We start from the raw sequence: 13,565 nt of genomic DNA, 5'->3' as shown, positions 1-13,565 counted from the left end.
TGCGGGCAATGAACGAAAAGACATAAGATAAAGCAAAATGATATTAGCCGTCCAGATGTCTGGACATATCATCGGCATAGAATATATCCCGCCAGCGAAGAAAAGGAAATGCATCATGACCAGCACCGCTATCCGCGTGGTTACCGGCCCCGCGAATTACTATTCACACCCCGGCAGCCTTGCTCGTCTGACTGAGTTTTACAGCGAAGATCAGCTGAATAACGCAGTCTGGATCTACGGCGAACGCGCGTTTGCGGCGGCCCGGCCTTTCCTGCCGACGGCGTTTTCGCTGCCCGGCGCGAAGCATATTCAGTTTGGTGGGCACTGCAGCGAAAGCGACGTGCAGAGGCTGGTGGCGGAGTCTGGTGAACGTCAGGTGGTGATCGGCCTCGGCGGTGGAGCGCTGCTGGATACGGTCAAAGTGGTTGCTCGTCGGCTGAATGCGCCAGTGGTGGCAATCCCGACCATCGCGGCAACCTGTGCGGCCTGGACGCCGCTGTCTGTGTGGTACAACGACGCCGGCCAGGCGCTGCGCTTCGAGATTTTCAACGATGCTAACCATCTGGTGCTGGTGGAGCCGGAAATTATCCTGCGTGCGCCGCAGGAATATTTGCTGGCCGGCGTCGGTGACACGCTGGCGAAGTGGTACGAAGCGGTGGTGCTTAGCCCGCAGCCGGAAAATCTGCCGCTGACCGTGCGCCTCGGTATTGGTGCGGCGCTGGCGATCCGCGATGTTTTGCTGGAGCGCAGCGAACAAGCGCTGGAAGATCAGCGCCAGGGCAAGTTAAGTCAGGCGTTTCTGGACGTGGTCGAGGCGATTATTGCCGGGGGCGGGATGGTGGGTGGCCTGGGCGAACGTTACACCCGCGTTGCCGCCGCGCATGCCGTCCATAACGGTCTGACGACGCTGCCGCAAACCGACCGCTTCCTGCACGGCACGAAAGTGGCCTACGGGATTCTGGTACAGAGCGCACTGCTGGGGCAGGACGATGTTCTGGCGCAGCTGACGCAGGCCTATAAGCGTTTCAATCTGCCAACAAAACTGGCGCAGTTGGATGTGGATATCCATAATCGTGCCGACCTGGATAAGGTGATTGCCCGTACTTTACAGGCCGGGGAGTCGATTCATGCGCTGCCGGTGGCGCTGTCGCCGGAGAGTTTGCTGGCGGCGCTGGAGAAAGTTGAGGCGTTGTAAAGATTTGCCCCTCACCCTAACCCTCTCCCCACAGGGGAGAGGGGAAAAACCAGAAGCGACGTCGTGGTTGAGGACAACGTTAGTCGTAAAGCGAGGCACGGTTCCGGCTTAAATCGCCTCCGTTTTCTCTCCGACTGGCCAGGGTCCGGCCGTCGGGAACGGCCGGAGGCTGAGAGCGTCGGGAACGCATCTCAGCCGACCCAGGACTGGGAGATAAAACGGAGGTCTGCCGCTTCAGCGGTCGATTTATTTCGCCGGGAGTCCGGGTTCTCAGGGGAGTGACGGTGACTCCCCTGAGACGTTCATCGACGCGGTGGCAAAATATAAAACTTTACTTAAGGTGAACGGGACTTTAGCCATGTTTGCATAGAAACGGCCAGGCTTAAGGCGCTGAAGTTAACTCCCGCACCAAACTAAACGCCTGCTTCATATGCTCCTCGCTGACGATAAACGCCCTTAGCTGCTGTGCAGCGTCCATCCCCTTGGCAATCAGCCCCTGCGGGCTGGCGCTAATCTGCCAGGTCAGGTCGCGGCGGTGGGTTTCTCCGGCCAGGTGCAGCGGCATCTCCGGCGTTTTCACCTTGACCAGCATCGCCGGAAGGGAAAGCGCGTCGCTCGCCCCGAGCAGGTTTTTCGCCAGCGTCATGGCGCTGAGCTGAATCGGCTGCAGGAACGGCAGCACTTTGCCATCGATTTCTGCGCAGTCGCCGAGGGCGTAAATATCCGGGTCAGACGTTTGCAGCTGGCTGTTCACCAGGATGCCCCGGTTAACCTCAAGTCCTGCATGCTGCGCCAGCCCGACGTTCGGGCGCAGGCCGATGGCGGACACTACCGCATCAACTTGCAGCTCACGTCCGTTGTTAAGCGTGGCGCACAGCCCTGACTCCGCCTGGCTCACCGCTTCCAGACGCTGGTTGAACAGCAGCTCGACGCCCATCTGGTTCAGGCGGGATTGCAGTCGGCCGCTAACCTCTGCCGGAAGCAGCGACGCCATCAGGTGGCTGGCGTTATCCACCAGCACAACCTCTTTGCCCGCACGGCAGAAGTCCATCGCCAACTCGCTGCCGATCAGCCCGCCGCCGAGGATCATCACCCGCCGGGCGTCGCGCAGCCGGGCTTCACAGGCCTGATACTCCTGCTGGCTGTTGAGCGTCGTCATCAGCTCTTTGCCGGCAACGGGCGGCAGCAGGGCGGCAGAGCCGGTCGCCAGCACCAGCTTGTCGTAGCGCCACTGCTGCTCGCCGCAGTTGACCCGTTTATTTTTTGGGTCAAGGCTGCTGACCCAGCTATTGGCGTGCAGCGTCAGGTTGAACTGCTCCGCAAACGCGCCAGCCTGCTGGCGGGTCATCGCTTCGGCCCGCTGGTTTAAGCTGATGACGTGGCTCAGGTCCGGTTTGTTGTACTCGTCGGCGCTGTCGGCGGCAATCAGCCGGATGGGCACCTCTGCGCTGTGTTTGCGGATATTTTTCACCAACTGGCGGGCGGCAAAGCCTGAGCCGACTATCACAATGCCGTTGTTCATTTGGCCTCCGTTGCCAGTTCGTCGAAGACGTCTTTGCCCAGCGAACATTCAGGGCACAAGAAACTGTCAGGCACTTCGCTCCATGGCGTGCCTGGCTCAACGGCCTGCATCGGTTCGCCCTGCGCTGGATCGTAAATCCACTGGCAAACGCTGCACTGCATGCGGGGGCCGAGGTCGGCGCCGGTGGATTCTGCTTTTGCTTCTTCGGCTAGCGGAGCGACGGTGATTGAAGCCTGAGCCACCGGCAGCGGGGAGAGCGCCCACTGGCGGGCGATTTCGCGACCGTGTTCGCGGCAAAGTTCCAGGGCGTTGCCGTCCGGACGCCATTTCGCCTTCAGGCTGAGGGACATTTCAAACCCGGCGTCCTGCAGGCGGGTGGAAAGGCGATCGACCGCGCCGCCGCTCCAGCCGTGGGAGCCGAAGGCGCTGGCGCGTTTGTTGCGGAAGCGCAGCCCGGTTATCTCTTCCACCAGCCCGGCGATTTTCGGCATCATCACGTTGTTCATAGTGGAGGTGCCGACCAGCACGCCTTTGGAGCGGAACACGTTGGTCAGAATTTCGTTTTTATCGCTGCGTGCCACGTTGAAGATTTTCACCGCCACGCGCGGGTCAACTTCGTGAATGCCCTGGGCAATGGCGTCCGCCATCATGCGGGTGTTGTTCGACATGGTGTCGTAGAACAGCGTGATGCGGTCTTCCTGGTAATCGGCGGCCCATTTCAGGTACAGCTCAACGATTTGCGTCGGGTTGTCGCGCCAGACCACGCCGTGGGAAGTGGCAATCATCTCCACCGGCAGGTTGAAGCCGAGGATTTCGGTAATTTTTGGCGTTACCAGGCGGCTGAATGGCGTCAGGATGTTGGCGTAGTAGCGCTGGCACTGTTCGAACAGCTCGGTCTGATCCACTTCGTCGTTAAACAGATGCTCGTCGCAGTAATGCTGGCCGAAGGCGTCGTTGCTGAACAGCACCGCGTCGCCGGTCAGATAGGTCATCATGCTGTCCGGCCAGTGCAGCATTGGCGTTTCAACGAAGATCAGCTGTTTGCCATTGCCGATGTCCAGGCTGTCGCCGGTTTTCACCACCTTAAAGTTCCACTCCGGGTGATGGTGGTGACCATTAATGGAGTCGATGCCGTTGGCGGTGCAGTAGATTGGCGTGTGCGGGATGCGTGACATCAGCTCGGTCAGCGCCCCCGCGTGGTCTTCTTCCGCGTGGTTGATAATGATGTAGTCGAGCGTGTTAAGGTCGATTTCACGCTCAAGGTTTTGCACAAACTCGCGGCTGAACTTGTGGTCCACAGTGTCGATCAGGACAGTTTTCTCTTCGCGAATGAGGTAGCTGTTGTAGCTGCTGCCGCGTAGCGTTTTATATTCCGTGCCGTGAAAATCACGCACTTCCCAGTCACGTTGCCCAACCCATTGAATGTTGTTTTTAACCTGAATAGCCATTGAGAACCTCATTGATGTCATAGCGTTAAGTACTTCAATGACGGTGTTATTGCGAGTATCGTGCCAGTTTTATAATTTATTGATTTTTAATTATTTGTTGTTTTTTGTGTTCTTTTTTATTGTCATAATGACATTTTTGTTTTTGGTCATAATGACTCTGATGTTTGTCATTTTGACTACTCAGGCGTAAGCTGAACGCCTCGCGTTCCAGGAGCCTCCCTATGAGCCTGTCGATGTCTTCTCTCGCCGCCATTGCAATCGAACTGCAGAGCGGCATCAGCCATTCCGATCGCTTTACCCGCGTTATCCGAACCCTGAGAAAGCTGCTCGGCGGTGATGCCACGGCGCTGCTGCGCTACGAGTCGCGGCATTTTTACCCGCTGGCGATAGACGGCCTTGCCCTCGATGTGCTGGGGCGGCGCTTTGCCGTGGACGCTCATCCGCGACTGGAGGCCATTGCCCGCGCGGGTGACGTGGTGCGTTTCCCGGCCGACAGCGAGCTGCCCGACCCGTATGACGGCCTGATTCCAGACCATGAAGAACTCAAAGTTCACGCCTGCCTGGGGCTGCCGCTGTTTGCCGACCAGACGCTCATCGGGGCGCTGACCGTGGACGGCATGGATCCTTATCAGTTCGACAGCTTCAGCGATGAGGAGCTCAGGCTGATTGGCGTACTGGCGTCCGGGGCGCTGAACAATGCTTTGCTGCTGGAACAGCTTGAAAAACAAACGCCGGAAGGCACGGTACAGCCCGCTATTGCGCGGGAGGCCGCCGGGGAGATGATTGGCCGCTCGCCGGGCATCATCCAGCTGAAAAAAGAGATTGATATCGTTGCCAGTTCCGATCTGAACGTGCTGATCACCGGCGAGACTGGCGTGGGGAAAGAGCTGGTGGCGCGGGCGATTCACGCCGGATCGGCCAGGGTGGCAAGTCCGCTGGTTTACCTTAACTGCGCCGCGCTGCCGGAAAGCGTGGCGGAAAGTGAGCTGTTCGGCCATGTGAAGGGCGCTTTTACCGGGGCGATTCATCACCGTACCGGCAAGTTTGAAATGGCGGATAACGGCACACTGTTTCTCGATGAAATCGGTGAATTACCGCTGGCGCTGCAGGCCAAGCTGCTGCGCGTGTTGCAGTACGGTGATATTCAGCGGGTAGGGGACGATCGCAGCCAGCGCGTGGATGTTCGGGTATTGGCCGCGACTAACCGCGATCTGCGCCAGCAGGTACTGGCCGGCGAGTTTCGCGCCGACCTGTTTCACCGCCTGAGCGTTTTTCCGCTGCACATTCCACCGTTACGCGAGCGGGGAGAGGACATTGCGCTGCTGGCCGGTTTTTTCTGCGAGCAAAGCCGCGTGAAGATGGGGCTGAAACAGGTTGGGCTGAGTGAATCGGCTCGGATGCTTCTGGCGCAGTATGGCTGGCCGGGAAATATCCGCGAGCTGGAACACGCCATTTATCGCGCGATTGTGCTGGCCCGCGCCGGTTACCCACAGGGCGAGCTTGTGCTTCAGCCTCAACATTTCCAGCTTGCTGGCCAGTTGGATGTGGTAGCCCACGAGCCAGAAACGCCACCCGTAGAAAACCCTTTTGCCAGCCTGCGAGAAGCGACCGATGCGTTTCAGCGCGGCCAGGTTAGGGAAGCGCTTGCCCGTAACGGCAATAACTGGGCGGCCAGCGCCCGGCAGCTCGGCGTCGATGTGGCCAACCTCCACCGGCTGGCGAAGCGGCTGGGAGTGAAATCACCCCAAGGGAGTACCTCTTAACTTCAACCGCAGATAAATTCATCATACAAACTCGTTGTTTAGCGGCGAAGCGGCGCGGATAATCGCTGTGTATTTTTATATATAACGAGGATGCTATGGCTTTGACTTCAGCACGCAGCGCGGGCGCCCTGGCGCTTTGCTCACTTCTTTTCAGCGCTTCGGCGCTGGCTTCTGCCGATATTCGCGTCACCTATGCAGGTTCGATGGGCAAGGTCATGGACCAGTCCCTCGGTCCGGCCTTCGCGAAAGAAAACCACGGTGATTACCAGGGGCAGGGGCAAGGCGCTTACGGAATGGCGCGGCTGCTCGCCAGCAAGAAAATTACCGCCGATGTGTTTGTCTCCATCACCCCTGGCCCTATGCAAATCCTGAAAGATGCCGGGCTGATTGACGATGCCGTGCCGGTGGCCAGCACCAGCATGGTTATCGCCTATAGCCCGAAAGGAAAATACGCGCCGCAGTTTGCCGCCGCGAACGGAAAAGACGCCAGCTGGCTGAAAGTGCTGGCGACGCCGGGGCTGAAGTTTGGCCGTACCGATCCGTATAACGATCCTAAAGGGCAGAATATTGTCTTTACGCTGCTGCTGGCGGAAAAATATTACCAGCAGCCGGGCGTGGCGAAGCAGGTGATGGGGGAAGTACAAAACCCTGCCCAGGTCAGCCTGGAAGGTGGCCTGCTGACGCGGCTGGAGAGCGGGCAGGTTGACGCCGCCGCCGGGTACGAAAGCGAAGTGATTTCCGCCAAACTGCCGTACATCGCGCTGCCGGATGAGATCAACCTCAGCAACCCTGATGAAGCCAAACAGTGGTACGACACCGTGAGCTTCACCATCAAGGACAGCGCCGGGAAAGATCAGGTGCTGCATACCCAGCCGCTGGTCTATTACGCTGCCGTGCTGAAAAACGCCCCGAACGGCGTGCCGCAGGGGCAGAAGTTTATCGACTTTATGCGCAGCGCCGAAGGCCAGAAGCTGTTTAAAGCGAATGGCTATGCGGCACCTAAAGGCCAGGCGATTTACGCGCAATGATGCGTAGCCCGGCAATGTGGCTGTCGCTCCCGGCACTGCTTCTGCTGGCGATTCCGTTTGCGACTTTGCTGGGCGTCACGCCGTGGCACGGGTTTCATTTGGCCTGGGGAGACGGTAGCGCGATTGCCGTTTCTCTTGGGTTGGGCGGCCTGGCGCTGATGATTGTTGTCGCGCTGGGGCTGCCGGTGGCATGGTGGCTGGCCTGGGCCAAAGGCCGGCGTCGACTGCTGGTTGAGGCACTGGTGTTGCTTCCCCTGCTTACGCCGCCGCTGGCGATGGGGATTTTGCTGATTTCCGCCTGGGGGCCGTATAGCCTGGCGGGGGAGTGGCTGTCCCGCTTCGGGCTGACGCTGGTGAATAACCCCGGGGCTTTCGTGCTGGCTCAGGTTTACGGCGCGCTGCCTTACTTTATTACCGCCGCCCGTTCCGCGTTTGCCGCGGTGCCGAAAGAGATCCTTGAAGCCGGGCGCACGCTCGGGGCCTCGCCCTGGCAGCGCTTCCTGCGCCTTGCTTTGCCGATATCCGCGCCGGGACTTGCGTCGGCGCTTGCCGTGGCCTGGGTTCGGGCCATCGGTGAATTTGGCATCGTGATGATTTTTGCCTATTTCCCTCAGGGGATCCCCGTCAAGCTGTATACCAATCTGCAAAACGACGGCGTGGATGCGGTTTATACTTTAGTATGGCTGCTGCTGCTGTTCACTTTGCCTCTGCCGATTATCTGCTTTGCTTTTGCCCGGCGAAAAGCGGCGCATTAGGGCTGTCAGGTTGCTGTCGGGTTGATGTCGTGTCGCTGTCGTGTTGAAGTGGCGCGGGCTGAGCCATAGTCAGGGCGGGTTAAATCATTTGAGGATCTCCAGCCATGAGTAACAACATTAAAGCGTTGCGTTTGTCCCGCGCCTGGTCCCAGGAGCAGCTGGCCGAACTCTCTTCCCTGAGCGTCAGAACTATTCAGCGTATTGAAAATGGCGGCCAGGCAAGCCTGGAAACCATGAGCGCGATTGCGGCGGCGTTCGATCTCAAGGTGACGGATTTATACGACGACAATGAGCCGGACGGTGAACCTGAGGATGCGCTCAATACGCGCATTCTTGAAGCTAAGCGCCGCGTGGCTCGCGAGTATCGCTTCTACCGTTCCGTGCTGGTGTGGGCGATTGTGTGTACCGGCCTGGCCGTTATTAACTGGCTGACTTCGCCGGGCCACTATTGGTTCCAGTGGGCAACGCTGATTTGGGGCGCGCTGCTGGTAATGGGCGGCCTGCGCCTGTTCCTGCTGAAGGGCTGGCTGGAGAAACGCCAGCAGCAGCGCCTCCAGCAGCTGTTGCGGAAGTGATCAGTTCACAATGCGGTTGCGGGCAATCCAGTCGATAAAAGCCTGTTTTGGCAGGGCTTTGCTGTAAAGCCAGCCCTGCCCCCAGGCGACGCCGTGTTCCCGCAGCCACGCCGCCTGCGCCGCCGTTTCAATCCCTTCGGCGAGCGTTGCCAGATGAAGCGTTTTCGCCATTTCAATGATGTACGGCGTGACGTTTTTGTACTCCAGCGCGTCAACGAACGATTTGTCTATTTTCAGGATATCAACGTCGAGATCCTGCAGGTAGCTGAGGCTGGAATAGCCGGTGCCAAAGTCATCCAGATAGATAGGATGACCCGCTTCGCGGTATTTCGCCACAATCGGGGCGCTCACCTTAGGGTTGGCAAAGCCTCGCTCGGTAATCTCCAGCGCTATTTGTTCCGCTTTGACCTGATACTTCAGCAGCAGCGGCCTGATGGCCAGCAGCACCCTGTCGTTAAGCACGTCGCTCGGGGAGAGATTGATTGAAATATGGTGCCGAGGGTGGGCGTGCAGCCAGTCACCGAGATCGGCGAAAGTCTTTTTAATCACCAGCTCGGTGATCTGCGAAATAAGCCCGGTCTGCTCGGCAATGGGAATGAAGATGTCCGGGCTGATGAAACTCCCGTCCGGTAAGCGCCAGCGAAGCAGCGCTTCTGCACCTACGCCTTCACCGGTTTTTAAATCAACGATGGGCTGATATTCGAGGCTAAATTCCCGGCCTCTGATGGCGTCCTGAATACGCGCCTGCGGGGATTCAAGACGGCGCAGCAGGCGAGTGATGAACCAGCCTGCGCTAAGGCTAACGAGAATACCTATTGGCAGCCAGATGACCAGTTGCTTATACCAGGCCGTTTGCAGCGGGGCACTGGACGCCCAGGTTATCAGGGCCAACCCGGACGCCGGAGAGCGGAGAATGACATAGTCGTTTTTCCCGTCGGAGTAAGTTGTCACGCCCTTTGCTACCTGGCTTTCCCAGCTGTTGTTGGGCAACCCGGCGTTACTGGCAATCAGTCGATTACGCGCCAGGCCAACCAGGGCAACGTTGACCGGCGTATTGCCAAGAGGAATGACGTCAATGAAGGCCTGCGGATCGATAACCACCACATGATCCTGGTTACCGATGTATATCATTGGGCGCTGAAAACCCAGATCGGTGACGTCGGTGTACCAGGCGAAGAAGCCCCGTGTGCTTTGCGTATCGGGTGGGCCAAGCTTAATGCCATGGTGTGCTGCTTCAAGGGAAGAGCATACGGCCCGGTCGCCGACGAGATAGACGACTTCCTGGATGTAGAGATAATCAAAAGCGACGCGGCGCATGGCATCCAGATGGCTGGCAGAGCAGTGCTGGCCGCGAAAAGCGTTGATTTGCCTGAGCGCCATGTTGGCCTGGCTAATAACTTTGTCGCTGCGGACCATCCCACGATCGGCGTAATTTTCAAGCTCGTTATGGAAGTTTTTCTCGGCTTTGTTATGGGCCAGATAAATGCTAAGCAAGATGGGCAGCAGCACTGCCACGATCAGTACGCCATTGACGAGGGTGACCCTTTTTTGGCTTGTCATAAGTGGGTTCCGGCGTAAGGGGTAAATGTCAGGGATAATTTACCTGCCAGCATAGTTCACCGGGCACAGGAATGTTATGTTTCAGCGCAAAGGTTAGGAGCCCGCGATGAAAAAGAAAGACTTTGTGACCCAGGATTTACTGAGCAAAATTTATCAGCACAGCGAATCTGGCCCGCGCAAATTGCCGCCTGAGCGGCAGCTGGCCGAAGAATATGGGGTTTCACGCTTTACCATTCGACAGGCGCTGGAAAAACTGGTCAGCATTGGCGTGGTTTCCATTATTCAAGGGTCCGGGATCTGGATTAACGAGCAGGCCCGCAGCAGTCCGCTGGTGTATAACTCGATTACCGAAAAGTCTTTCGACCGCATTACGTTTCGGCTGATTAGCCTGCATAAAAAGCTGCCCGACCGCGACGAACAGCAGGTTTTTGGCCTTGGCGCCGGGGAGTTTATCTGGCAGTTTTGCCGCCTGCGCCTGGTGGATGGCCAGAAAGTACAGATTGAAACGTCGCGCCTGCCGGCTAAAGATTTCCCCGACCTCAACCAGAAGGCGATAGAAAGCTCTTTGCAGCAATATGTCCTGAGCAAGGGGTTTCGTATTTCGCATTTACTGACCCGCTACCAGGCCGTTGCGGTCAATAAAGAACAGGCCCAGCTGCTCGAATGCAAGAAGGGCCAGCCCGCGATGCAAATCAGTAATCGCGGCATTCTGGATGGGGGACGGGTGTTTGAGATCAGCGATATCGTCGATATCAACTATTCCTGCACCTACGTTATCCCCTTCAACCACGCTAATCTCGCCCGCCGTAAAACGTCTTAAGGCGTGTGGATCGCGCCGTTGGGCAGACGGCTTTGCGTCCATTCGTGCGGGCGATATTCCACCGGGAAGCGTTCAGCCTGCTGCTGGTCAAACCCCACGCCAATGCCCGATTTTTCCAGAGGATACATATAGCCTTTTTCCGCAGCCGGGGAGCCGGGGAAGACGGCGGCGGTGTTCTCTTTGACGGGAATAAACTCCTGAATCGCCGCGTTATGCAGGTGAATGTTCAGGTGCGTATTCACCGCAACCGCAATCGGCGTCATGTCCGGTGGCCCGTGCCAGGCGAGGCGCACGCCAAAGGCCTGGCAGAGCACCGCCAGTTTTAGCGCCGGGGTGATCCCGCCGATCTGCGAAACGTGGCAGCGAATAAAATCGATGCGGCGGTTCACGATCAGGTCATGCCATTCCGCCGGGTTGTTGAACAGTTCGCCCATCGCCAGCGGCACGGAGGAGTGCTGGCGCACCTGTTCCAGCCACGCGCTTTGCTGCGGCGGCAGAATATCTTCGATAAACCACGGCTGGTAAGGCTCCAGCGCTTTCGCCAGTTGAATGGCCTGCTGGGGGAATAACCGCTCGTGAACGTCGTGCAGGATATGGAAGCGGTGGCCGTATTTCTCACGCAATGCGCGGAACATTTCCACCGTGTTAGCCATGTATTCGTCCTGGTCGTAATACGCGCCGGGCGTGGGATCTTTGGTCTGGTGCATACTCTGAGGCGTGCCGCCATAGAACCCCAGCTGGCAGCGGATGTAGCGGTATCCTTGCGCCAGCAGCTTATCCACTTCCTGATAAAGCCCTGCAAGCGTTTCACTGGCGGCGTGGCTGTAAACGGCGATGGCATCCTTCGATTTGCCGCCCAAAAGCTGGTAAAGCGGCATATTCGCCAGCTGGCCTTTGATGTCCCACAGCGCCATATCCACGCCGGCGATGGCGTTGTTCATGACCGGGCCGTTTCGCCAGTAGGCGTTGACGGTCATCATCTGCCACAGGTCTTCAATGTGGTTGGCGTCGCGGCCAATTAACAGCGGCTTGAGGTATTCATCGACCAGGGTTTTTACCGCCAGCGGCCGCTGCTGGAAGGTGGCGCAGCCGAGGCCGGTGACGCCTTTGTGAGTGGTGACGCGGACCGTGACCAGGTTGTGCCGGTCCGGTTTAGTAATAAAACATTCAATATTTTCGATAATTGTGGGTAGCACGAGAAAGCTCCACCGTCAGGCTGAGATAAACACAGTGAATTAAATTCTGCTATTACTATCACCCTATTTTTCTCTTCGGGTAAACGCTTTTTTGACTCTTTTTTATTGGTCAGTTATTTCACTTTTAAAGGCCATAAAACCGTACCAATTGCTGTTCTTGTTCTTTTGTTTTGGCTATTTGTGACGATTGTCATGTTTCATTGGTTTGTTTTTGATTTTTCTATTCTCTACCATCGGCGCAGCAACACATAACAATAAACCAACACCGGGGAGTTATTCATGGGGAGTCGTGACGTCATTGCTTCTATTATTCGTCTGGTCGGCGGGACGGATAATATTAATAAAGTCTGGCACTGCATGACGCGTCTGCGTTTCGATTTAATTGATGATAATAAAGTGAACCAGGCGGAGATCAAAAAGCTGCCCGGCGTGCTGGGCGCACAGACACAAAGCGATCAGTTTCAGATAATCATCGGCCCACAGGTGAACAGCTGGTATGAGCAACTGACTGCGCTGCTTGGCGGCGCAAAAGAGGCACCTGCCGCTTCTACTGGCAAGAAAGAGCGTAAGAGTCTGGTGTCGCTGTTTATGGACACGGTTTCCGGCGTTTTTGGCCCGATTGTCCCGGCAATAGCCGGGGCGGGGATGATCAAAGGCCTGCTGGCCGGGCTGGTGGCGCTCAAGCTGATTTCGGCCAAAAGCGATACGGTGATCGTTATCGATCTCATCGCCAGCGGCGTGTTTTATTTCCTGCCGTTTTTCCTCGCGATCTCCGCGGCAAGAATGTTTAAAACTAACGAATACCTCGCGGCGGCGGTGGCGGCCTGCTTCATGTATCCGTCGCTGATTGAGGCGGCGAAAGCGCTGGCCGCGCATCAGGCGGGCGCGGTGGATGCTTTCTATTTTCTGAATGCGATCCCGGTTTCGGTGTTTAACTACGCCTCCAGCGTGATCCCGGTTATTTTCTCGGTGCTGGCGCTGAGCTACATCCACCGCTGGGTGGACAGCATCATGCCTGACGTGCTGAAAACGGTGTTCACCCCGACACTGACGTTATTCATCTCCGCGCTGGTGGCGCTGGTGGTGATCGGCCCGCTGGGGATTTATCTGGGGAAAGGGCTGGCCTGGTTTATTGAAGGGCTGTTCGGGATTTCCGCGAGCTTCGCCGGGCTGGTGGTGGGCGCAATTCGCCCGATAGCGATTCTGACCGGAATGCACCACGCCATGACGCCGATTGCACTGCAGAACTTTACCGATCGCGGCTATGACATGCTGATGCCGATGATGTTTATGGCCAACATGGCTATCGCCGGGGCGACGTTTGCCATCTGGCGGCAGAGCAAGTCGAAGGCGGATCGTTCGGTGGTGCTCTCTGCCGGGATCTCCGCGCTGCTGGGGATTACCGAACCGGCGCTGTTTGGCGTGTTAACCCGCTACAAGAAAGCGTTTATTGCCGCCACGGTTGCCAGTTCGATTGCGTCGGCCTTCATCGCGTTCTTCGGCGTGCGGCTGTACGGCTATATTCTGTCGAGCATTTTTAGTCTGCCCGCTTATATTGGGCCGTACTTTATCTTTGCCCTGCTGGGCGTGGCGCTGGCGCTGGGACTTTCTTTCGCGCTGACCACCGTGCTGGTGCGTGAGAAAGAGACAAACGCATTCTCGTCGAGAAAAAGCGTGTAAAAACCGCTACTATCGGTTTTTCT

11 protein-coding genes are annotated in these 13,565 nt (G+C 57.5%); 7 read left to right on the top strand and 4 right to left on the bottom strand.

Going from position 1 to position 13,565, the window contains the following annotated elements:
- The first annotated feature begins 115 nt into the window (after positions 1-115).
- Positions 116-1,195, top strand: coding sequence for an oxidoreductase (locus AAIE02_RS12615; RefSeq protein ID WP_498532621.1), 1,080 nt, complete (start codon positions 116-118; stop codon positions 1,193-1,195).
- A 382-nt stretch (positions 1,196-1,577) separates the two neighbouring features.
- Here AAIE02_RS12615 and norW read toward each other — a convergent pair whose 3' ends face one another.
- Both norW and norV read right to left on the bottom strand, forming a co-directional pair.
- Positions 1,578-2,717, bottom strand: a complete 1,140-nt coding sequence (gene norW, locus AAIE02_RS12610) for an NADH:flavorubredoxin reductase NorW (protein ID WP_498532620.1) — start codon at positions 2,715-2,717, stop codon at positions 1,578-1,580.
- A complete protein-coding gene (gene norV, locus AAIE02_RS12605; RefSeq protein WP_008460343.1) occupies positions 2,714-4,165 on the bottom strand; it encodes an anaerobic nitric oxide reductase flavorubredoxin in 1,452 nt (483 codons plus the stop codon). Before norV ends, norW begins: the two co-directional genes overlap by 4 nt.
- Positions 4,166-4,386: 221 nt before the next feature.
- On the opposite strand from norV, the gene norR reads away from it, so the two are divergent.
- From norR to AAIE02_RS12585, 4 genes are all read left to right on the top strand, one after another.
- On the top strand, positions 4,387-5,928 hold the full coding sequence (gene norR, locus AAIE02_RS12600; RefSeq protein ID WP_498532619.1) for a nitric oxide reductase transcriptional regulator NorR: 1,542 nt from the start codon (positions 4,387-4,389) through the stop codon (positions 5,926-5,928).
- A gap of 95 nt (positions 5,929-6,023) precedes the next feature.
- Entirely contained in the window at positions 6,024-6,956 is a 933-nt protein-coding gene (locus tag AAIE02_RS12595) for an extracellular solute-binding protein (RefSeq protein ID WP_008460339.1), read from the top strand.
- On the top strand, positions 6,953-7,711 hold the full coding sequence (locus AAIE02_RS12590; RefSeq protein ID WP_498532618.1) for a molybdate ABC transporter permease subunit: 759 nt from the start codon (positions 6,953-6,955) through the stop codon (positions 7,709-7,711). Before AAIE02_RS12595 ends, AAIE02_RS12590 begins: the two co-directional genes overlap by 4 nt.
- A gap of 104 nt (positions 7,712-7,815) precedes the next feature.
- A complete protein-coding gene (locus AAIE02_RS12585; protein WP_008460336.1) occupies positions 7,816-8,286 on the top strand; it encodes a 2TM domain-containing protein in 471 nt (156 codons plus the stop codon).
- Here AAIE02_RS12585 and pdeB read toward each other — a convergent pair whose 3' ends face one another.
- Positions 8,287-9,846: a cyclic di-3',5'-guanosine monophosphate phosphodiesterase PdeB gene (gene pdeB / locus AAIE02_RS12580; RefSeq protein ID WP_336706743.1), complete on the bottom strand. Its 1,560-nt coding sequence runs from the start codon at positions 9,844-9,846 to the stop codon at positions 8,287-8,289.
- Between the two features lie 106 nt (positions 9,847-9,952).
- Between pdeB and AAIE02_RS12575 the strand changes: the two genes are divergently transcribed.
- Positions 9,953-10,666, top strand: coding sequence for a GntR family transcriptional regulator (locus AAIE02_RS12575; protein WP_336982004.1), 714 nt, complete (start codon positions 9,953-9,955; stop codon positions 10,664-10,666).
- Here the strand turns inward: AAIE02_RS12575 and AAIE02_RS12570 are convergent.
- Positions 10,663-11,862, bottom strand: a complete 1,200-nt coding sequence (locus AAIE02_RS12570; RefSeq protein WP_008460333.1) for an enolase C-terminal domain-like protein — start codon at positions 11,860-11,862, stop codon at positions 10,663-10,665. The two genes, AAIE02_RS12575 and AAIE02_RS12570, sit on opposite strands and share 4 nt — an antisense overlap.
- A 279-nt stretch (positions 11,863-12,141) precedes the next feature.
- On the opposite strand from AAIE02_RS12570, the gene AAIE02_RS12565 reads away from it, so the two are divergent.
- Positions 12,142-13,542 carry a PTS transporter subunit EIIC gene (locus AAIE02_RS12565; protein WP_166990579.1) on the top strand — a complete coding sequence of 467 codons (1,401 nt, stop codon included), beginning with the start codon at positions 12,142-12,144 and terminating at the stop codon, positions 13,540-13,542.
- Positions 13,543-13,565 lie beyond the last annotated feature (23 nt).

This window comes from Cedecea sp. Ae19-4, from assembly GCF_059801165.1.
Note: the sequence above shows the minus strand (reverse complement) of the source record. Positions and strands in the feature narration are given on the sequence as shown.